This window comes from Ruminococcus sp. SR1/5 (assembly GCF_000209835.1).
Lineage (GTDB): Bacteria > Bacillota > Clostridia > Lachnospirales > Lachnospiraceae > Blautia_A > Blautia_A fusiformis.
On sequence record NC_021014.1, the window covers coordinates 1,446,861 to 1,468,713 of the forward strand.

22 protein-coding genes are annotated in these 21,853 nt (G+C 45.8%); 20 read left to right on the top strand and 2 right to left on the bottom strand.

The genetic code is table 11. The features are described 5' to 3' along the window. Positions 1-31 precede the first annotated feature (31 nt). The 4 genes from CK1_RS07550 to CK1_RS07565 all read left to right on the top strand — a co-directional run bounded on the left by CK1_RS07550 (position 32) and on the right by CK1_RS07565 (position 3,910). Complete coding sequence (locus CK1_RS07550) at positions 32-1,150, top strand: LacI family DNA-binding transcriptional regulator (RefSeq protein WP_059086187.1); 1,119 nt, start codon at positions 32-34, stop codon at positions 1,148-1,150. 274 nt (positions 1,151-1,424) lie between these two features. After that, entirely contained in the window at positions 1,425-2,078 is a 654-nt protein-coding gene (gene fsa, locus CK1_RS07555; protein WP_015525668.1) for a fructose-6-phosphate aldolase, read from the top strand. Between the two features lie 66 nt (positions 2,079-2,144). Continuing rightward, positions 2,145-2,984, top strand: a complete 840-nt coding sequence (locus tag CK1_RS07560; RefSeq protein ID WP_015525669.1) for a transketolase — start codon at positions 2,145-2,147, stop codon at positions 2,982-2,984. Next, a complete protein-coding gene (locus tag CK1_RS07565; RefSeq protein ID WP_015525670.1) occupies positions 2,972-3,910 on the top strand; it encodes a transketolase family protein in 939 nt (312 codons plus the stop codon). Before CK1_RS07560 ends, CK1_RS07565 begins: the two co-directional genes overlap by 13 nt. On the opposite strand, the gene yyaC is transcribed toward CK1_RS07565, so the two are convergent. Next, positions 3,883-4,368: a spore protease YyaC gene (gene yyaC, locus CK1_RS07570; protein ID WP_306288837.1), complete on the bottom strand. Its 486-nt coding sequence runs from the start codon at positions 4,366-4,368 to the stop codon at positions 3,883-3,885. The genes CK1_RS07565 and yyaC overlap by 28 nt on opposite strands. 256 nt (positions 4,369-4,624) lie before the next feature. On the opposite strand from yyaC, the gene CK1_RS07575 reads away from it, so the two are divergent. The 16 genes from CK1_RS07575 (at position 4,625) to ptsP (ending at position 20,633) form a co-directional block, all read left to right on the top strand. After that, positions 4,625-5,905, top strand: coding sequence for a LysM peptidoglycan-binding domain-containing protein (locus tag CK1_RS07575; RefSeq protein WP_015525672.1), 1,281 nt, complete (start codon positions 4,625-4,627; stop codon positions 5,903-5,905). A gap of 112 nt (positions 5,906-6,017) precedes the next feature. Next, positions 6,018-7,202: a DUF5711 family protein gene (locus CK1_RS07580; protein WP_015525673.1), complete on the top strand. Its 1,185-nt coding sequence runs from the start codon at positions 6,018-6,020 to the stop codon at positions 7,200-7,202. Between the two features lie 10 nt (positions 7,203-7,212). Next, on the top strand, positions 7,213-7,920 hold the full coding sequence (locus tag CK1_RS07585) for a CvpA family protein (protein ID WP_015525674.1): 708 nt from the start codon (positions 7,213-7,215) through the stop codon (positions 7,918-7,920). A 458-nt stretch (positions 7,921-8,378) separates the two neighbouring features. Next, positions 8,379-9,521 (top strand): tyrosine-type recombinase/integrase, encoded by a 1,143-nt coding sequence (locus CK1_RS07590; RefSeq protein ID WP_015525675.1) that lies wholly within the window; start codon positions 8,379-8,381, stop codon positions 9,519-9,521. Between the two features lie 325 nt (positions 9,522-9,846). After that, positions 9,847-11,157: an amidohydrolase gene (locus CK1_RS07595; protein WP_015525677.1), complete on the top strand. Its 1,311-nt coding sequence runs from the start codon at positions 9,847-9,849 to the stop codon at positions 11,155-11,157. A 104-nt stretch (positions 11,158-11,261) separates the two neighbouring features. After that, the gene (locus CK1_RS07600) at positions 11,262-12,287 is read left to right on the top strand and encodes an ABC transporter ATP-binding protein (RefSeq protein ID WP_015525678.1); all 1,026 of its coding nucleotides are present in this window, start codon (positions 11,262-11,264) and stop codon (positions 12,285-12,287) included. 11 nt (positions 12,288-12,298) lie between these two features. Further along, a complete protein-coding gene (locus tag CK1_RS07605; RefSeq protein ID WP_306289079.1) occupies positions 12,299-12,523 on the top strand; it encodes a hypothetical protein in 225 nt (74 codons plus the stop codon). Next, positions 12,516-13,370 carry an ABC transporter permease gene (locus CK1_RS07610; RefSeq protein ID WP_015525679.1) on the top strand — a complete coding sequence of 285 codons (855 nt, stop codon included), beginning with the start codon at positions 12,516-12,518 and terminating at the stop codon, positions 13,368-13,370. The genes CK1_RS07605 and CK1_RS07610 overlap by 8 nt, the downstream gene beginning before the upstream one ends. Further along, positions 13,367-14,161 carry an ABC transporter permease gene (locus CK1_RS07615; protein ID WP_015525680.1) on the top strand — a complete coding sequence of 265 codons (795 nt, stop codon included), beginning with the start codon at positions 13,367-13,369 and terminating at the stop codon, positions 14,159-14,161. Before CK1_RS07610 ends, CK1_RS07615 begins: the two co-directional genes overlap by 4 nt. Then, positions 14,151-15,197, top strand: a complete 1,047-nt coding sequence (gene potA, locus CK1_RS07620; RefSeq protein WP_015525681.1) for a spermidine/putrescine ABC transporter ATP-binding protein — start codon at positions 14,151-14,153, stop codon at positions 15,195-15,197. Before CK1_RS07615 ends, potA begins: the two co-directional genes overlap by 11 nt. Further along, positions 15,197-16,015: an ABC transporter permease gene (locus CK1_RS07625; RefSeq protein WP_015525682.1), complete on the top strand. Its 819-nt coding sequence runs from the start codon at positions 15,197-15,199 to the stop codon at positions 16,013-16,015. The genes potA and CK1_RS07625 overlap by 1 nt, the downstream gene beginning before the upstream one ends. 55 nt (positions 16,016-16,070) lie before the next feature. Continuing rightward, entirely contained in the window at positions 16,071-16,694 is a 624-nt protein-coding gene (locus CK1_RS07630) for an ABC transporter permease (protein WP_306288838.1), read from the top strand. Next, positions 16,691-17,878, top strand: a complete 1,188-nt coding sequence (locus tag CK1_RS07635; RefSeq protein WP_015525683.1) for an ABC transporter substrate-binding protein — start codon at positions 16,691-16,693, stop codon at positions 17,876-17,878. Before CK1_RS07630 ends, CK1_RS07635 begins: the two co-directional genes overlap by 4 nt. Before the next feature lie 33 nt (positions 17,879-17,911). Then, positions 17,912-18,952 (top strand): polyamine ABC transporter substrate-binding protein, encoded by a 1,041-nt coding sequence (locus tag CK1_RS07640; RefSeq protein WP_015525684.1) that lies wholly within the window; start codon positions 17,912-17,914, stop codon positions 18,950-18,952. A 29-nt stretch (positions 18,953-18,981) separates the two neighbouring features. After that, positions 18,982-19,191 (top strand): phosphoenolpyruvate-utilizing N-terminal domain-containing protein, encoded by a 210-nt coding sequence (locus CK1_RS07645; protein WP_306288839.1) that lies wholly within the window; start codon positions 18,982-18,984, stop codon positions 19,189-19,191. 2 nt (positions 19,192-19,193) lie between these two features. Continuing rightward, positions 19,194-20,633, top strand: a complete 1,440-nt coding sequence (gene ptsP, locus CK1_RS07650; protein WP_306288840.1) for a phosphoenolpyruvate--protein phosphotransferase — start codon at positions 19,194-19,196, stop codon at positions 20,631-20,633. Between the two features lie 156 nt (positions 20,634-20,789). On the opposite strand, the gene CK1_RS07655 is transcribed toward ptsP, so the two are convergent. Further along, entirely contained in the window at positions 20,790-21,668 is an 879-nt protein-coding gene (locus CK1_RS07655) for a homocysteine S-methyltransferase family protein (RefSeq protein ID WP_015525685.1), read from the bottom strand. Between the last annotated feature and the right edge of the window lie 185 nt (positions 21,669-21,853).

Here is a 21,853-nt window from a genome sequence, read left to right on the forward strand (position 1 = left end):
ATTTCCCCAGATTATAAAGGAGGTGAGACTGGTGGCAAAAAAGAAAGCAACCTCATCGGATGTGGCAGCACGCGCAGGAGTTTCCCAGGCAACGGTATCCATGGTGCTGAACCGGAAATATAATGTTTCTTTTTCGAGAGAAACTGTGGAGCGGGTGGAGCAGGCGGCCAGAGAGCTTGGCTATGAGCTTCCCGGACGTCGGAAACACAAAGCTGACAGAAAAGAAAAGCTGATCGTTGTTTTCTGCCCCACACTCACCAGTCCCTATTATGTACTGCTGCTTCAGGGGATCGAGGCTGTGGCCAATGAGCAGGGATATGGGGTATTTATCTGCAACACCCAGCGCGATGCGGGGTTGGAAGAAAAATATCTCCGTATGATGCAGACCATGCGGCCGGCAGGGATCATCTATACCTGCAATCCTCATCCGGATTTCCAGCATCAGGTAGAAAAGATCGCAAAAGAAACACCACTGGTCATCATCAGCAACAAGGAAAAAACAACCACGGTAGATGCTATCAATCAGGACAACACAGTGGTAGGAAGGCTGATGGCCAGACATCTTCTTGATCTGGGGCACACGGATGTGGCATTTATCACGCCGCCACTTACCAGACGGCAGTGGCAGCGATCCAAGCGTGTGGAGGGCTTTGTTCGCGAGTTTGAAAAAGAGGGAAAAAAGGATCATGTGCTCATCAAGGCGGCAGATGAGTCCAATGACAGAAAAATCCCGCGGATGGATTCCGAGTATGCCATGGGCTACGAGCTGACCATGGAGCTTCTCCAGGAAGGACAGAAATTTACGGCTATCGCAGGACAGAATGACATGATGGCCATAGGCGCCATTGATGCGCTGCATGAAATGAGGATACACGTTCCGAAGGATGTTTCTGTCATAGGGTGCGACAATATTTTTTATTCCGGCATCCGCAGGATCTCCCTGACAACCATTGATCATTTTGTTGCGCTGAAGGGAAGAGATGCCTGTGACATCATCATCCGTAAGATCGACATGAATGATAAATTTTACCTGGATGAAAGACCTGCCAGCCTGTATAATATCGAATATACCCCGAAGCTGATCACGCGCCGCACGACGGGGTATGCAAGACTGGACAGAAACCAGTCTGATGAACAGAAAAATAAATAATAGCGCAAAAATTATTAATAATAATATATAGAGAGAGTTTCCATGACACATTTGAATAGAAACCTTGTTAGCTACGATAATTACGGCGATATTCGAATTGAGGAAAATGGAAAGAAGCTGTTTTGGGTGAAAAAATTGACAGGCATTATTAATAAAATGTTATTTTATTAATAAAAGATTTATTAATAAAAAGCAGGTGCCTTGACCCCCGCAATGAGTTTGTTATAATGGAATCATCAAGAAAAAGAACGAACGTAAACAGGAGGAAAAAACAATGAAATTTTTTATCGACACAGCTAAAGTAGAGGATATCAGAGAAGCAAATGACATGGGAGTTATCTGTGGAGTTACAACAAACCCGTCTCTGATCGCCAAAGAAGGAAGAGACTTCAACGAGGTGATCAAAGAGATCACAACGATCGTTGACGGACCGATCAGTGGTGAGGTTAAAGCTACCACAACAGATGCTGAGGGAATGATCCGTGAGGGACGTGAGATCGCAGCGATCCATCCGAACATGGTTGTTAAGATTCCTATGACAACAGAGGGACTGAAGGCAGTTAAGGTTCTTTCCTCTGAGGGGATCAAGACAAACGTTACTCTGATCTTTTCTGCTAACCAGGCACTTCTTGCAGCAAGAGCAGGTGCTACATATGTATCTCCGTTCCTTGGAAGACTGGATGACATCTCCACAGATGGCGTTGAGCTGATCCAGCAGATCGCTGAGATGTTTGCAGTTGCAGATATCCCGACAGAGATCATCGCAGCAAGCGTTCGTCATCCAATGCATGTAACTGCATGTGCACTTGCAGGCGCAGATATCGCTACGGTACCGTTCAAGGTAATTGAGCAGATGACACATCATCCGCTGACAGATGCAGGTATCGCTAAATTCCAGGCTGATTACAAGGCAGTATTCGGTGAGTGATCGAAACCTCTTTTATATACAAATTCCCTGTGAACAGCAGGGCACTAAAAAGGAGACATTTATAACATGGATAAGTTAGAACTTCAGAAAGTTGCCAACGAAGTCCGCAAGGATATCGTAACAGCAGTCCATGCAGCAAAGGCCGGCCATCCGGGCGGATCCCTTTCTGCAGCAGACGTGTTCACCTATTTATATTTTGAAGAGATGAACATCGATCCGAAGGATCCTAAGAAGGCAGACCGTGACCGCTTTGTCCTTTCCAAAGGACATACAGCACCGGGACTCTATTCTGTACTTGCAGAGAGAGGATATTTTCCAAAAGAGGATCTGAAAACACTTCGTCATCTGGGCTCCTATCTTCAGGGACATCCGGATATGAAGCATATTCCGGGCGTTGATATGTCCAGTGGTTCTCTTGGTCAGGGAATCTCTGCAGCAGCAGGTATGGCTCTTTCTGCCAAACTCAGTAATGATGACTATCGAGTATATACTCTGCTGGGTGATGGTGAGATCGAGGAAGGCCAGGTGTGGGAGGCAGCTATGTTCGCAGGCTTCCGTAAACTGGACAACCTGGTTGTGATCGTAGATAACAATGGACTTCAGATCGATGGTGACATTGCAGATGTATGCTCCCCGTATCCGATCGACAAGAAATTTGAAGCTTTCAATTTCCATGTGATCAATGTTGCGGACGGCAACGATATGGATCAGCTGAAGGCTGCTTTTGATGAGGCAAGAGCTACAAAGGGTATGCCGACAGCTATCATCATGAAAACAGTAAAAGGTAAAGGCGTTTCCTACATGGAGAACGCAGTAGGCTGGCACGGAAAAGCTCCGAATGATGAGCAGTATGCACAGGCAATGGAAGATCTGGAGAAGGTAGGTGAAGCATTATGTCAGAAGTAAAGAAAATCGCAACGAGAGCAAGCTACGGCAGTGCCCTCATAGAATTAGGAAAAAAACACGAGGATCTTATCGTTCTTGACGCTGACCTTGCTGCAGCTACACAGACAGGTATGTTTAAAAAAGAATTCCCGGAGCGTCACATTGACTGCGGTATCGCAGAGTGCAACATGATGGGTATTGCAGCAGGAATCGCTTCCACAGGTAAGGTTCCCTTTGCAAGTACTTTTGCAATGTTTGCAGCAGGACGTGCTTATGAGCAGGTTCGTAACTCCATCGGATATCCGAAGCTGAATGTAAAGATCGGAGCAACTCACGGCGGTATTTCTGTAGGTGAAGACGGCGCCACACATCAGTGCCTGGAGGATTTTGCCCTGATGAGAGTGATTCCGGGCATGGTCGTTGCAAGTCCTTCTGATGATATCGAAGCAAAAGCTATGGTTGCTGCTGCTTACGAGCATCAGGGACCGGTATACATGAGATTCGGACGTCTTGCTGTTCCGGTTATCAATGACAGACCGGATTATAAATTTGAGCTTGGTAAGGGCATCGTTCTCCGCGAGGGAAAAGATCTTACCATCATCGCAAACGGACTTTGCGTTGCACCGGCTCTTGAAGCAGCTGAGAAGCTTGCAGCAGACGGAATCGATGCAAAAGTGATCAATATCCATACCATCAAGCCTCTGGATGAGGACCTTGTTGTTGCAGCTGCCAAAGAAACCGGCAAGGTTGTAACTGTTGAGGAGCATTCCATCATCGGCGGTCTTGGCGGAGCTGTATGCGAGTGCCTGGCTGAGAAGGCACCGGTACCGGTTAAACGTATCGGAATCCATGATGTATTCGGTGAGTCCGGTCCGGCATTAGAGCTTCTTCATAAATACGGTCTCGATGCAGAGGGTATCTATAAGCAGATCAAGGAGTTCGCATAATCAAGATCAACAGGGGATAAGTCTGTTTCTGCAGGAAGTATCTTAAGGATCCCGCAGGCGATCACATCTGCAAGTGCTACCACGGTGGAGAGCCGGGTAGTCTGCAGGGTAAGCTGCTCCATGATTCCGGCAGTATTTACAATGCCGGTGATATGGATGTCCCCTACAGGTGGAAGATCTTTCTGAACACCAGCACCTGGGTAAAGTGCACCATTTCCAATGGTCACATAGCCCAGGTGTTTTTTTTGTCCAAGAGAAGCGTCTATGGCGATCACGAGGGCGTGTGGATGAAGCCTTGTGATAAGCGATGAAGTTTTTTCCAGGTTCAGGGCATGGACCGGGCAGGAAAGAGTGCCGTAGACAAAAATATGTCCGGTTTCATGAGGATGAAGAAGGTGTCCGATATATGGGCCTAAACAATCTCCGGTAACACGATCACTACCAATGCATAAAAACACGATCTCAGTCCATTTCTTGGGACAGTGAAGAATGCATTTTTCAGAAGATAAGCAATCTCGCCGGATGAACCGCTTTTTCCGGCATCAATGTAAAAAGCCATGAGAAACCTCGATTCTTTTTTCACTCTATCATATCCTGAAAAAGGAAAATATGCATGGTGCGGAATCTGTCGCTAAATTCTGTGGACAGACTCTTACATTCTGCTAAAATCCGCATTTTTACTGTGCTATGCTTGGACAGAAGGAGTGATATGAGATGATAGAAGTCATTTATAAGGAGGACACAACAGAACAGGAAGCCGCACAGGAATCGTTTTCCATGCCTAGAAATGTAAGGCAGATCGGGCTGGCGAACGGAGATTACAGGATTTATATAGAAGATTATGTATACACATTTCTCTGCAGCCTGGCAGAAGATGAAAAGCCGGAAGGCCAGGGAAGTGTGGCGGTACTTACAGGTGAAATTCAATGGACTGCAGATATGACCTGTATTTTTATAAAAGGTGCCATTGCAGCAGACGGCATGGAGGCTGCGGCAGAACATATTGACTTTTCGGAAAAACTCTGGCAGAAACTGCAGGAGGATAAGGATCAGTATTTTCCGGAGCAGGAGATCGTGGGATGGTTTTTTGCACAGCCTCAGATAGCAATGGAGATCACGGAGCTTTTTGTGAAAGTACATCTCAGACATTTCGGAGGGGAAAAGATCCTGATGCTGATGGATCCTGGAGAACGGGAGGATGCCTTTTTCCGTTATGATGGCGGCATGATGGCAAAACTGAGCGGGTATTATATTTATTATGAGAAAAATTCTCAGATGCAGACGTATATGATCGAACGCAGCCAGAAAGAGGGCGGAGAAGCATCCGAGAAAGTGGAGGACAGGGCTGTCAGAAATTTCAGAAAGATCATAGACAGTAAAAATCCGGAGGAACGGGGAGAAGAGAAAACTTCTGTTTTTTCTTATGCGGCTACGGTGTGTCTGGCACTGGCAGTTCTTGTGGCTGGAGTGGGCTTTTATCGGAATCAGCAGGAAAAAACAGAGGTTCCGGAAGATTATCGCGCCGCTTCTGCTTCGGTGGTGCAGATAACACCTGCAGTAACAGAACCGGTGCAGAGTGTATCGATTTCGCCAAAGGCGGTGCAGACGCAGAAACCGGTGCAGACACAAAAACCGGTGCAGACACAAAAACCGGTACAGACGCAGGAAGCTGTGCGGGGAACTCCGGTCCCGACGGAAACCACGCAGAAAAGAGAAAAAATCTCAATAACACCGGAACCTCGAAGTTCAAAAAAACAGTCTGTTTCAGAAGCAACGCAAAAAAAAGATAATAAAACAGAAGAGAAAAAAACAGAAGAGACTTCAGTGGCTGCAGGAAATCCTGGAGAAACTTATGTGATCCGCCCGGGAGACACCTTGTATCAGATCAGTCTCAACCGCTATGGTACTGTAGCGGCGATGGAGCAGATCTGTGCATTAAACGGAATTTCTGCCAATGAGATCATTTATCCCGGGCAGGTAATTGTACTACCCTGATGGAGTGTGCTATAATAACTGGAAAACCAATTACAAAATAAAATACTTAAGGTAAGGGATACGGTTGTGAATATCATAAAAAAATACAGAAAAACAAAAGCGTAAAAAGCTGATGAGGCAAAAAGCCAGGCTTGCACAGGAACAGGCTGCGCAGGAAGGCGCTTACTACAGGAGAACTTCTCATCGCCGAAGGATTTCAAGAAAGGGAAAAAAGGTGATCACAGCGGCAGTGATCGCTGCTGCAGTCTGCCTGGTTTTTCTCTATGCAGAAAAAAGAAGCTATCACAGCTATAAAGTATTAAATACAAGCGAACAGGAAGATGTTGTGTCCACACAGTATGTGGACATGGATGGAGATATCCTGAGATACAGTCCGGATGGAGTATCTGTTGTGGACAACAGCATGAATACGATCTGGAATGAAACCTATACAATGCAGAATCCTATTGCAGATGTGAATGGAAGCAGGGCGGTTGTTGCAGACAGCGAGGGAACATCGCTTTATATCTGCGACAAAAAAGGTGTGACCGGAACTGTAACAACATCTTATGCTATTGTAAAAGTGCGGATCGCATCGAATGGAATGGTTGCAGTGATCCTGGACAATGATGATAATACCTGGATCAATTTTTATAATCCGGATGGCAGTCTGGTCGCGGAAAATCTGACTAAGATCGATGATCCGGGATATCCCATGGATGTAGCAGTGTCTGATAACGGAGTGATGATGGTAACATTCCAGTATGTTGATGGAAGCAAGACTACCAGCTATGTGGCATTTTATAATTATGGGGATGTAGGGCAGAATGAGGATGATCGGATCGTAAGTGGTTATACCTATGAGAATGTAGTGATCCCGCAGGTGGAATGTATCAGTGACAGTAAGTATATTGCTTTGCGAGATGATGGATTTTCTACTTACCAGGGAAGCCAGATTCCCAAAGAAAGCAAAACAGTCAATGTAAAACAGGAGATCGTAAGTACATTTTTCAGTGATGACAGGATTGGCCTGGTATTTAAAAACAATAATAAAGATGATCTGTATACAATGGAAGTCTATAGTATGAGCGGACAGCTGAAATTCCGTAAAAATTTCAATATTCCATATACGACTATAAAAATGAGCGGAGATAATATCATCATGTATAACAGCTCGCAGATCTGCGTGATGAACAACCGTGGCGTACAGAAATATGCCGGAAATGTAGATGGAACGATCCGGGATTTCTTTAAGATCGGATGGAATAAATATCTTATGGTACTGGATACAGGCGTCAGCACCATAAAATTCAGTTAAGGGGGCAGATATGAACTGGACATGGCTTGGACTGGCTGTGCTGGTCCTGCTTGCCTTTTCCATGGTGGATGGATACAGGCATGGCTTTGTAAAAGAAGTAGTATCTGCATTGCTTGTTCTGATCTCCGTTGCTCTGGTATGGCTGATCAATCCTTATGTGAATCAGTTCATACGTGAGAATACGTCTGTTTATGAAAAAATCCAGACTGCCAGCGGATCATTTGTGGATTCTCTGGCAGATGGAAAAGAAACCATGGATGAGGAGGAACAGAAGGAGCTGATCAGCAGCATGGATATTCCGGATCTCCTCCAGAAGGGAATAACAGAAAATAATACGGCATTGGTGTATCAATATCTGGCGGTTAATACATTTGCAGGGTATATTTCCGGATATCTGGCCAATGTAGCAGTGAACTGTCTTTCTTTTTTGGTATCATACATACTTTCCTCAATCCTGATCCATGTGCTGGCGTATGCCATGGATCTCCTAGCAAGATTGCCGGTCATCCGTGGGATCAACAAAATAGCCGGCGCCGTAGTAGGAGGCATGAAGTGTATTGTTTTTGTATGGGTCGGAATGCTGGTACTTACGATTTTATGCAACACGGAAATAGGGCAAAAGGGTCTGGGACTGATCCGGGGTGATACAGTACTGGATTTTCTTTATGATAAAAATATTTTTATCCGTATTTTTACAGGAATATTTTATGGTGGGTAAAAGAAACCGCATTTTGCAGACGGAAAAGCACCAGGATACAGGTGGTGACCATGTCTGTGAAATGCGGTTTTTGGCGAAAAAATACGTTTTTTAGAAAAAATGAAATTTATGTAAAAAACATGTTGACAGGTAATGGAAAAAATGATATTCTATCAGAGTTGTTAGGAACAAATTGTTTTTAAGAAACAGATAAATACATCTGCTTTCAGAAAAATAAAAAGTTTTCTATAAAAATACCATAAATTTTTCGGAAATTCAAGGTGCAAGTTCCTGAAAACCGGCTTTTTTATCGTGGTTTTTCGCCATATTTTACGGATAATATAGGGCGCAAATATTGTGGTGTCCGAAAAAGGACACTATTCGCCGTCAGTGTCATCGTCAGAGGATAAAAGACCGGCGGATAAAAACTCTTATTTGTGAACAGACTATAAGATTCAGCATAACAGGAGGAAAGATCAATGAGCAGAAAAGGAGAAAACATTTACAAAAGAAAAGACGGACGATGGGAAGCCAGATATATCAAAGAGCATCGGATAAACGGAAGGATACACTATGGCTACTGTTACGGAAAAACATATCATGAAGCCAGAGATAAGGTCAATCAGGCACGTTATGCGCTGATGAATGATCAGCTTCTGCCCGTGAGAGGAAAACGGAATCGCTTTGCAGATTACTGTAATGAATGGCTGTATCTGAAACGAAGCAGCGTGAAACCATCCACTTTTGTAAAATATACAACGATCCTGGAAAAATATATCAAGCCTGATCTCGGGCAGTATTTTTCCGAGGCTGTTTCAGAAATACTTGTAGAACAATTCAGCTACAGGCTTATCCATGAAAGAGGATTGTCACCAAAAACAGTGCGGGATATCCTTTCCGTGCTGCATTCCATTCTGAATTATACAACAAAGCAGAATCCACTGGCAAAACCGGTGGATATCGTATACCCCAGGCAGGATCGAAAAGAAATGCGTGTGCTGACCTGTGAAGAACAGAAAAGGTTTACGGAATATCTTTTACAGGACATGGATCCGTGTAAATTTGGGGTTTTGCTGGCATTGTTGACAGGATTGCGGATCGGAGAAGTATGTGCTCTGAAATGGGAAGATATTTCTCTGGAAAATAAAGTCATCTTTGTACGTCATACCATGCAGCGCCTGAAAAATCTCAATCCTGCAAGTGAAGAAAGGACCCGGATCATAACCGGGGTTCCTAAAAGTGGAAGGTCGGTAAGGATAATCCCCATGAACCAGGATATTGAAAAGCTCTGTAACAAATGGAGAGCAGATGATCTGGAAGCATATGTTCTGACCGGAAAAGCAGGGTATTTCCTGGAGCCCAGAACCCTGCAGTATCGCATGAGGCAATATACGAAAGATTGTAATCTGAAAAATGTTCATTTCCATACTTTGCGGCATAGTTTTGCGACACGGTGTGTGGAGGCCGGATTTGAGATCCGCAGTCTTTCGGAGATCCTGGGGCACTCCAGCACACGGATCACACTGGAATGTTATGTACATTCATCCATGAATCTGAAACGTAAAAATATGGAAAAACTAAAGATCGCAGATACCGTGGAAAAAGAATTTCCGGGAGCCTGAGTTTTTTTATAAACCGTCAAAAACCGCCGTCAGAGAAGAAAGAACCGTTAAATTTACACGGATCGCAGGGAATCTTTCAAACATAAATATAAAAATAAATATCATGTTGTTTATCAGAAGGACATCTACACAGGAGAGCAGTGGCTGGAGATCATGCCGCAAAAAGCATCCAAAGCGCAGGCTGCTTTGCAGCTAAAACAAAAACTGGAATGTGACAGATTAGTTGTTTTTGGTGATGGAAGTATCTCCCAAAAATATCTATTTCCAAATCAACTGTTTTATGATATCATATAGCTTAACCTGCGGAAAATGGAGGTTATAAGACATGAATCATATTGAAGAAAAGATCATTCAGACTATAGATGAACACAGAGATGAGATCATAGCCTTTGCGAAGGATATCCAGAGCCATCCGGAGCCGGGATTTTACGAGGAGAGAACAGCCGCACATGTTGCGGCTTTTTTGCGTGGCCTGGGACTTCGTGTGCATGGAGGACTTGCACGCACAGGAGTCCGCGCTGAGTGGATGGAACAGGACGGACCGAACATTACGATTATCGGAGAACTTGACGCCATCGGATGTAAGTCGCATCCGATGGCTGATCCCGTTAACGGGACAGCACATGCATGCGGACACCACGCACAGATTGCAGCCATGATCGGCGCAGCATTGGCACTGACCAATGAGGAGGTTCAAGCCTCTCTGTCTGGGTCCGTATCTTTTTTTGCCGTTCCGGCGGAAGAATACATCGATGCAGATAAACGTGCATGGCTTCGTAAAGAGGGAATCGGCTTTCCTGCATCCGGAAAAAGCGAGCTGATCCGTCTTGGAGAATTTGACCATTCTGATATTATTATGACAACACATGTGCACATGATGCAGGTGGAGGAAGACTTCTACCTGGGAAATGCAGCTTGCAACGGATTTTCCGCAGAACGAGTGACAGTAAGAGGAAAAGCCGCTCATGCAGCCATTGATCCATGGGATGGTGTCAATGCATTAAGTATTACTTCCAGTGCCATCCAGATGATGGGACTGATGCGGGAAACCTTCCGGGAGGAAGACCATGTGCGTCTTCACAACGTGATCCGAAAAGCCGGGGATGTGATCAATGCAGTTCCGGACGAAGCGGTGATCGAAACAAAAGTCCGTGCAGCGTCTCTGGATGCGATCCGGGCAACACAGGAAAAAATGGATCGTGCCTATGACGGAGCTGCCTATGCATTCGGTGGTACGATCGAAAGAGAACCGCTTCAGGGATATATGCCGATCCTGCACAGAGGTGCGGATAAAGTGATGGAGGAATCTGTAAAGCTTCTGGACGCTACGTACCGGTGCTCAAAGCCGGCAGATTTTAACAACGCCTGTACCGACGTAGGAGACCTGACCCATCTGTTTCCAGTGCTGAATTTTACATTCGGAGGATTTGCGGGAAAACTTCACGGAGCAGATTTTAAGATCATGGATGAAGAACTGGCTTATATCAAACCAGCCAAGCTTCTGGCACTGACTACGTATCGTCTTCTCTGTGATCAGGCAAAAGAAGCAAAAAAAATCTGTCAGGAATTTAAACCTGTATTTAATAAAGAAACTTATTGTCAGTATATACGAGATAATTTTCATGAAAATGAGTAGTTAACCGAATCAGGAGAATCCCCTGCGAGAGTAAAATAAGCAATCTTATATCAGGAAAATCCCATGCAGGGTGCGGATATCATAGCAAACAGAAGGAGAACGAAATGTCCGAAATTTCATTAGAACTGAAAAACATAAAAAAGAGCTTCCAGGAAGGTGAGGACGTCCTGGAAAGCATCTGTCTTACAGCAAAAAAAGGAGAATTTGTCACTCTGCTGGGGTCTTCCGGCTGTGGAAAAACCACCACACTGCGGATCATTGCAGGCCTGGAACAACCAGATTCCGGCCAGGTTTTTCTGGATGGAAAGGATGTGACATCCCTGGAACCGAATCAGCGCAATGTGAACACAGTGTTCCAGAATTATGCACTTTTTCCCCATATGAATGTAGCAGATAACATTGGATATGGGCTGAAATTGAAAAAAACATCGAAAGCGGAGATCAGCAGAAGAGTCAAAGAAATGCTGGAGCTTGTTCAGCTTCCGGGCTTTGAGAGGCGTAAGCCGTCAGAGCTTTCCGGCGGTCAGCGCCAGCGTGTGGCCATAGCCAGAGCACTTGTGAACAATCCGGAGGTACTTCTTCTGGACGAACCCCTTGGTGCACTGGATCTGCAGCTGAGGCGTGCCATGCAGCACGAGCTGAAGCGCCTGCAGAAGAAGCTGGGGATCACCTTTATCTATATCACTCACGATCAGGAAGAAGCCATCAACATGTCTGATACGATCGCTGTGATGAACCACGGTCGCTTTGAGCAGATTGGGACGCCGGATGAGATCTATAATCATCCGAAGACCAGCTATGTGGCAACCTTTGTTGGAAATGCCAATATCCTGACCGGTATTGTGGAAAGCATTGCGGAAGAGGAGATTGACGGTACTTCCGCTCAGATCACCGTAAGAACTGATGCCGGAAAAGTAGAAGTATCAATGGATACCGCAGCTACATCTGACAGAGGATATTTCCCACAAAAAGGAGAAAAGGTTACCATCGCAGTAAGAAGCGAAAATATCCGGTTTGAGGAAAATAAAAAAATGCACAACAAAGCACGCCGAATTGCACATCAGAAAACACACAAAAGAGTGTACAGGAGCCCGCAGAAAAAAACACAGATGACAGCTGCGATGGCTTAACCGCCGAAGTCATTGAAAAAACCTTCGCCGGCGGCCAGCTCCGTGTTGTTTTGAAAACTTCGGAAGGTCAGGAAATCGTGGCAAGCCGTTACGGCATTGATACAAATGTCAGTGTAGGAGAAAAGGTGCGCTGCTGTTTTCTTCCTACAGATGCAGTGCTGGTAGATCGGGAAGAAAGATCAGAAGAAGTATTGCCGGATCAGTCAGGTCCCTGTGCAGGAGGTACCCATGCGTAAGCACAGAGCAGGCTCCGTATGGATGATCCTGCCGCTGTATCTTTTTACACTGATCTTCGTTGCACTGCCTCTTCTGTATGTAGTTGCACTGAGCTTTTCCACAGCAGACGGCGGCTACGGCGTGAACTGGAAATTTACTCTGGATAATTACAAGCAGATCCTGGAGCCTGTATACCTGCAGACCTTTACGGGATCCTTCCGCCTTGCGCTCACCAGCACTTTGATCATCTGTCTGGTGGGCTACCCCTTCGGATACTTTATGGCAAAGCTTTCCGAGGGCAAAAAGAAGCTGGCCATGCTTTTCCTGATGCTGCCTTTCTGGGTGAATTCCCTGATCCGTCTTTATGGCTGGATCATCATTCTCCAGAAAAAGGGCCTTCTGAATTATCTGCTGATGAAGCTTGGCATCATCCAGGAGCCCTTAAAAATCCTGTACAGCTATCCGGCGATCGTGATCGGTATGATCTATGTATTGCTGCCGTTTATGGCACTGTCCGTATATTCCAGTGCGGAAAAGCTGGACTGGTCCCTTGTGGAAGCTGCCAGAGACCTTGGAGCCAGCAGATGGAAGGCTTTTTGGAGCGTCACCTTTAAGCTGACTTTGCCGGGACTTCTTTCCGGAGTGATACTTACCTTTATTCCGTCTATGGGTCTGTTTTTTATTGCGGATATCCTGGGCGGAAACAAGATCGTACTTGTGGGAAGTCTGATCCAGGAGCAGATGACAAGAGGCAATAACTGGCCCTTTGCCGCAGCACTGGCTGTGGTACTGATGATACTGACAACTCTGATGATCGTATTATATCGGAAGCTTACCAATGTGAAGGAACTGGAGGGAATCGGATGAAAAAGAACTCAAAGTTTTCAGGACTGTATCTGGGGATCCTGTTTTTCCTCATGTATCTGCCCATTGGTGTGGTAGTGGTATTTTCGTTTAATGAAGCAAGACTTCCGGTACGCTTTACCGGTTTTTCCCTGAAATGGTATCAGGAACTGTTTCAGGACAGGGATCTGATCCAGGCATTGAAAAACAGTCTGATCCTGGCGGTGTCCAGCTGTGGGGTATCTGCAGTGATCGGAACACTGGGGGCTGTAGGACTTTCCAGGATCCACTGGAAAACAAAAGGGGTGATGGAGTATATTTCTATTCTGCCTCTGATGATCCCGGAGATCATTCTGGGAATGGTACTGATGGCATTTTTCTATATGCTGAACCTGCCATTTGGAATGCTGACACTTCTGATCGGACACACGGTTTTCTGCGTGCCCTATATTTTGATGGAGGTAAAAGCAAGGCTTGTGGGAATGGATCCGTCCCTGGAAGAGGCAGCCAGAGATCTTGGTGCCGGTTCCTTTCGGGCCTTCTGGGACATTACCCTGCCGCTGATCATGCCGGCTGTTATATCCGGCTCTCTGTTGGCCTTTGCCATGTCCATGGACGATGTGGTGATCAGTATTTTTGTAACCGGGCCACGTGTATCCACGCTGCCGATAAAAGTTTACACACAGATGAAAACAGGCGTTACGCCGGAGATCAATGCACTTTGTACCATAATGCTGGGAGTGATCCTTCTGGTACTGGCAGTATATCTGATCGCAGGAAAACGCGGGAAGGGGAATATAAAAGATGAGCAATAAACTGATCGAGTTAAAAAATCTCACAAAAAACTTTGATGACCAGCAGGTGCTCCGGGGCATTAATCTGGACATTCACGAAAACGAATTCCTTACGCTTCTGGGACCCAGCGGCTGTGGAAAGACAACAACCTTAAGGATCATTGCCGGCTTTGAGGAGCCAAGCGGCGGAGAGGTACTGTTTAACGGAATTGAGATCTCCAAGCTGCCTCCATATAAAAGAGAGATCAACACGGTATTCCAGAAATATGCATTGTTTCCGCATCTCAATGTTATGGACAATATCGGTTTCGGCCTGAATCTGAAAAAGGTAGATAAATCTGTTATTGAGCAGAAGGTAAAAAGAATGCTGAAAATGGTAGGGCTGGAAGGCTTCGAAAAAAGAGATGTTACGCTTCTTTCCGGTGGACAGCAGCAGCGAGTTGCCATTGCCAGAGCTCTTGTCAATGAGCCGAAGGTTCTTCTGCTGGATGAGCCACTCGGCGCACTGGATGCCAAGATCCGTAAGCAGATGCAGATCGAGCTGAAAAAGATCCAGAGAGAGGTAGGGATCACCTTTATCTATGTTACCCATGACCAGGAGGAGGCACTTTCCATGTCTGATACGGTAGTAGTCATGAACAATGGTGAGATTCAGCAGATCGGCAGCCCGACAGATATCTATAATGAGCCAGAGAACCGTTTTGTTGCCGGCTTTATCGGAGAGTCCAATATTATAGAAGGAACAATGATCAGGGATTTCCTTGTGGAGTTTGATGGCTTCCGTTTTGAATGTGTAGACAAGGGATTTGAGGACAACGAAGCCATTGAGGTTGTTCTCCGCCCGGAGGACCTGGATATTGTGGAACCGGATCAGGCCAAGATCAGAGGAACGGTACGGAACATTACGTTCAAGGGCGTGCATTATGAGATCCTGGTTGAGACGGAGCTTCGCACATACATGGTGCACACTACCGATTATGCAGAAGTGGGACGTGAAGTGGGACTGAAGTTTGGTCCTGAGGATATCCATGTTATGTGCAGAATGGGAGGATACTAATGAAACAGTTCAAGCATCTGATCAAGCCGTATATCATCTGGGCTTCGATCCTGATCGTGGTACCATTGATCCTGATCGTGCTTTATGCATTTACCTCAGATGGAAATGAAGTTCTGACCCTGCATTTTACATGGGCGAATTTTGCAAAATTTCTGGAAGCTACATATTTAAGTGTTATCCTAAAATCCTTCCGCTTGGGTATCCTGACCACACTGATCTGCCTGGTCTGCGGATATCCGCTGGCATACATTATCTCCAAATATTCCGAAAAGGTGCAGAGCTTTCTGATCCTTATGGTCACCATTCCCATGTGGATCAACATGCTTCTCCGTACCTATGCATGGATGAACATTCTTTCTGACAATGGTCTGGTGAACAACCTTCTGAAAATGCTGGGAATCTCACCGATCACCATGATGTATACAGATTTTTCCGTTATCGTGGGCCTTGTTTGTAACTTTATGCCCTTTATGATCATTCCGATCCATACATCCTTAAGTAAAATGGACAAGTCACTGATCGAAGCGGCCAACGACCTTGGTGCCAATCCCTTCCAGACCTTCTGGAGGATTACCTGGAAGCTTTCCATGCCAGGTGTGGTCAATGGTATCATGATGGTATTCCTTCTGTCCATATCAACCTTCGTTATTCCGAAGCTTCTCGGTGGCGGCCAGTACATGCTGATCGGTAATCTCATCGAGTCACAGTTTATTTCTGTAGGTGACTGGAACTTCGGAAGTGCCATCTCTCTGATCCTGGCAGTGATCATCCTGATCTTTATGAGCCTGATGAAGAAGATGGATACTCAGGACGATTAAAGGAGGCAGGAGATGAAAAGAAAAATACCATATTTTCAAAATTATATGTAGTGCTGTGTCTGGCATTTTTTACCTGCCGATCCTTGTGACCATGATCTTTTCCTTTAACTCATCCAAGTCCCTGACCAGATTTACAGGATTTTCCCTGCGCTGGTACGGAGAGCTGATAAACAACATGGAGATCAGTAAGGCAGTTTATGTTTCGGTCACAGTGGCAATTCTGGCAACTGTTATTTCCACAGTGCTGGGAACCATCACAGCCATCGGACTTTCAAAATCCAGAAAGGTGCTGAAGGAGATGGTCCTTACCATCAATAACTTTCCAATTCTGAATCCGGAGATCGTAACCGCGATTGGTCTGATGCTGCTGTTTTCTTCGCTGGGAATGACGAAAGGCTATCTGACCATGCTGCTGGCACATATCGCATTCTGTACGCCCTATGTGATCACCAGTGTATATCCGAAGGTACGAAGCCTGGATCCGAACCTTGCCAATGCAGCCATGGATCTTGGTGCAACGCCATATCAGGCACTTACCAAGGTTATCGTGCCCATGATCAAAGAAGGGATTTTTGCGGGAGCGCTCCTGGCCTTTACCATGTCCTTTGACGATTTCGTAATTTCCTACTTTGTTTCCGGAAACGGAGTAAAAATATATCCATTGTTGTATATAATATGACAAAGCGCATCAATCCCACCATCAACGCCCTTTCTACTATTGTGATCGTGGTCATTGTACTGGTGCTTCTTTTTGCAAATCTGATCATGCCGAAGCTTCAGGCCTCCACCGTGAAAAAAATGGATCCGAAAAAAAGAAGGATCGTTGCGGTTATCACAGCTGCTGCGGTTGTTCTGGTATTGGGAAAGTGGACGCTCGTAAGCCAGGGAAACCACGTGCTTCGTGTATATAATGCCGGAGAATATATGGACCTGAGTCTTCTAGACAAATTTGAGAGGCAGTATAACTGTACTGTTGTATATGAAACCTTCGAGTCCAACGAGATGATGTACACCAAGCTGGCCAGTGGTGAAACCTACGATGTTCTGGTTCCATCAGATTATATGATCGAAAGACTGATCAAGGAGGAATATCTTCAGGCCCTTGACTGGAAAAAGATCCCAAACAGCAAAAATCTTCTTCCCGAGGTACAGAATAAGGACTATGATCCGGGAAATCGTTATTCCTGTCCGTATTTCTGGGGAACTGTAGGAATCCTTTATAATAAGAATGTAGTCTCTCAGGAGGATCTTGACAAAGAGGGCTGGAATATTCTCTGCGATGAAAAATATAAGGGAGATCTTTATATGTATGATTCCGAAAGGGATTCCTTTATGATCGCCCTGAAAGCGCTGGGGTATTCCATGAACACAAAAAATCTTGATGAGATCCAGCAGGCTTATGAGTGGCTGATCCGGCAGAGAGATACCATGGATCCGATCTATGCAGGTGATGATGTGATCGACAACATGATCTCAGGAAACAAGGCAATGGCGGTTGTTTATTCCGGAGATGCTTCCTATATCATCAGCGAAAATCCGGAGCTTGGCTATTATACTCCGCAGCAGGGAACCAATACCTGGTATGATGCCATGGTCATCACCAAGGACTGTAATGAAGTAGATCTGGCTCATGAGTTCATCAATTTTATGTTGGATGATGAAAATGCTCTTTCCAATACCGAAGAAGTAGGATATACTTCTACTGTAAAGAGTGCATTCGAGGAGATGAAGAACGGAACTTATGAGGGAATTTCTTCCTATATTCCGCAGATCGACAATCCAAAGAATGAGATCTTCGGATACCAGAAGCCAAAGATCAAGCAGAAATTCGCAGAGCTTTGGACAAAGGTAAAAGCAAAATAACAAGACGTCAGAGAGAGACATGAAGGAGGTTCTATGAAATCAAAAAAAGCAGCAGCGATCATGTTATGTGCGGTACTTGGAACATCTATGATAACAGGTGTCAGTGTCAGTGCAAAGGATAAGGATGAACTGGTACTTTATACATGGGACGGAATGTTTCCGCAGGAAGTGCTGGATGATTTTGAAAAAGAAACAGGGACCAAGGTGGTATATTCCAACTTTGATACCGATGAGACCATGCTTGAGAAGCTTTCCCAGGCAAAGGGCGGCGATTACGATGTGGTAATTGCAGATGATTACATTATCGACAGTGCGGTAAAAGAGGGACTTGTCCAGAAGATCGACAAGGATACCGTTTCCAATTTTAAGAACATCAACCCCCTTTATCAGGGACAGTTTTATGATCCGGATGACGAATATACAGTACCTTACGGAGCAGGAATCCCACTGATCGTTTATGATCCGGAGCAGGTAGATATCGACATTAAAGGATACAAGGATCTCTGGGATAAGTCTCTGGAGGACAGCATTGCCATCGTAGGTAATTACCGCGTGATCTGTGGCATCACACAGCTTTCCATGGGGGAGAGCATGAACGAAGAAGATGTAGCCGTGATCGACAAGACCGGTGAGAAGCTGAAAGAGCTGGCACCGAACATTCGTATGATCCAGGATGACAATACACAGAATGCCCTTCTCAACGGAGAGGCAAGCGTGGCATTTCTTTATACATCACAGGTAACACAGGCACTGAAGGATAATCCGGATCTTAAGGTGGTTTATCCGGAGGAAGGTCTTGGATTTGGTATTATGGGAATGTTTGTGCCAAGTGAAGCACCGAATGCGAAGGCTGCCAATGAATTTATCAATTATATCCTAGAGCCGGAAGTATCTGCACAGTGCATCAACTATATCGGATACTACAATACAAACAAGGCAGCAGATGATCTGGTAGACGAGAGCCTGGTTGTTCCGGACAGCGTGACAAAGGGTGAGATCGTACAGAATGTAAGCCAGGAAGCAGAGCAGGAATACAATAAGATCTGGACAGAGTTTAAAGCTGCCTGCGATTAAGCAGACGAACCAGTAAGGGGGTTTTTCAGGTGGAGATATACAAAGGCACATCCGCTTTTTCCGGAATAGCCATTGGAAAAATACTGTATTACCACAGAGGCGAATATCAGATCCGTCAGTCCATGGTAGACAATGTAAAAAAGGAGCTGGATCGTCTGGATAATGCAAGAACAGCGGTAAAGAACCAGATCCAGCATATGTATAAAACGGAGCACCCCTCCCAAAAGAGCAGGAGCTGACCTTGAAACGTCAGCTGAAGCTCTTAAGTGGCGGCAGCTTTCAGCGGGCCGTGGAAAGCATGATCACGACAGAAAAGGTCAGTGCAGCTTACGCAGTCCAGACAACCAGGGATGAGCTTGCAAATGTGTTCCGCAAGCTGGAGGACGAGGCTGTCAAAGAACAGATCGAAAATATCAGGGAGATCTCCGAGCTGCTGATCGGCGCCATGGGTGGCTCCCATGCACGGATCAATCTGGGAGATGAGCCGGTGATCCTTGCAGCAGAGCAGCTTTCCCCCAATGAACTTCTGGAGATGAACAAAGCCAGTCTTCTGGCGGTAGTCATGCATCAGGGGTCTGTTATTTCCCATGTATCGATCATGGCAAAATCCATGGAAGTCCCCACCCTGGTCGAGGTGGAGATACAGAAAGAATGGGATGGCCATATGGCTATTGTAGATGGGTATACAGGAACACTGTATATCGATCCGGAGCCGGAGCTTCTTAAGGAATATGAGATCCGTCATGCAGCAGATAAGGAAGAGCGGGAAGAACTTTTGAGACTTCGGAACCAGAAGGATATCACAGCCGATGGCAAGGAGATCAAGCTTCTGGCAAACATCGGAAATCTGGATGATCTGAATACGGTTCTTTATTACGGAGCAGCAGGTATCGGCCTTCTTCGAAGTGAATTCCAGTATCTCGGAAGAGAGAATTATCCAAGAGAGAATGAGCTGTTCCGTGCCTATAAAAAAGTAGCCGAGGATATGGATGAACGTCCGGCAGTGATCCGTACCGTGGACCTGGGGGCAGACCGTCAGGCAGAATATATGGCAATTCCTGATGAGGTCAATCCTATGATGGGAAACCGCGGCATCCGCCTCTGCCTTGATCGCAAAAAAATGTTCAAAGCGCAGCTTCGGGCTATTTACCGTGCAAGTGCCTATGGAAATATCAACCTGATGTATCCGATGATCACGTCCGAGGATGAACTGGATGAGATCGAGAAGCTGATCCGTGAGGTAAAAAAGGGCCTGGATGAGAAGAACATTCCTTACAAAAACATCCGTACCGGAATTATGATCGAGACACCGGCAGCGGTCATGATCAGTGAAGAACTTGGAAAACGTGTGGATTTTCTGAGCCTAGGAACCAATGACCTGACCCAGTATACCCTGGCTATGGACCGGCAGAATCTTCTTTTGAAGGATAAATACAATGATCATCATCCGGCGCTTGTAAAGATGATCCGCATGGTAACAGAGGCAGGACATAAGTCAGGATGTGAAGTTTACATATGCGGAGAGCTGGCAGCAGATTCCAATCTTACAGAAGCTTTTATCCAGATGGGAGTGGACGGCCTTTCCGTTGTTCCTGCCTGTGTACTTCCAGTGCGAAAAGCAATCCGCAGCTCCTATGCGGATGAGGCAAACCGGCCGGAAGAAGCAGTAAAAGAGAAATAATATCCGGAAAAATAAAAATCCTGAGAATTTCTATGTTGATATCTGTTGATATCTCACATAGGATCCTCAGGAATTTTTTGACGGAATCTTTCACTCACGGCTTATTGCTGTTCTAAATTGAAGCAGTGCGTGGAAGCATATCTGTTCCGGTTAAAGTTATCGAAGTCCAAGCACCTGGGCGGTTTCCGAAATAAACTCCGGTGTGGTACCACAGCATCCGCCGATCACGGAAGCACCGTTGTCCACCAGCACCTTCATATAACCTGCAAAATCCGCAGGGGTCATGCTGTAAACTGCATTTCCAAGATCATCGATCTGGGGCATTCCCGCATTGGGTTTGGCAATGACCGGAATGGAAACGTTCTCCTTGATATTGCGGATAACCGATACCAGCTGATCCGGGCCAACTGAGCAGTTGATGCCGACAGCGTCTGCACCTGCAGCTTCCAGGGACATGGCAGCCTCTATGGCATTTCCGCCGCTGAAGATACTTCCGTCTGCTTCTACAGTCACGGTACAGATGATAGGAAGCTCGCAGACACTCTGGCAGGCGTCTACAGCAGCCAGTGTCTCCTCGATATTGATCATGGTTTCCGCTACGATCAGGTCCACACCTGCATCACGGAGATAGCCGATCTGTTCCTGATAGACTTCGAAGGCTTTTTCGTAAGTCATGTCACCGGCCGGTGACATCATCTTGCCTGTGGTGGTGATATCACCTGCTACGAAAACACCCTCCGGTGCGATCTCCTTTGAATAGCCGGCCAGGGTATGATTGATCTGTTCAATCTGATCCTCAAGTCCGTGCATAGTGAGGTTAATGCGGTTTCCTCCGAAGGTAGGCGCATAGATGATATGGCTTCCCGCCTCGATGTATGCCTTCTGCAGAGACTGGATCACATCCTTGTGCTCAAGCACCCAGCTCTCTGTGCAGACACCACGCGGCATGCCGGCCTTCATCAGGTTGGAGCCGGTAGCACCATCCAGCAGCAGGACATGATCTTCGGTCAGTTTCTGAAATTCCTGTTTTGTCATATGTTTATATCCTCCTTATGGCAGCCAATCACGGTTGGCAAAAAATAGGGCTCCTCCTGTAACCGCTGCACTCATTGCCGTGGGTTTATTTTAACACAGGGAATAAAAATAATCTATCCTGTTTCTGGGACGGGAAATAAAAATAATAAAAATTAGGCAAATTGTACATATTTAACGACTTTTCT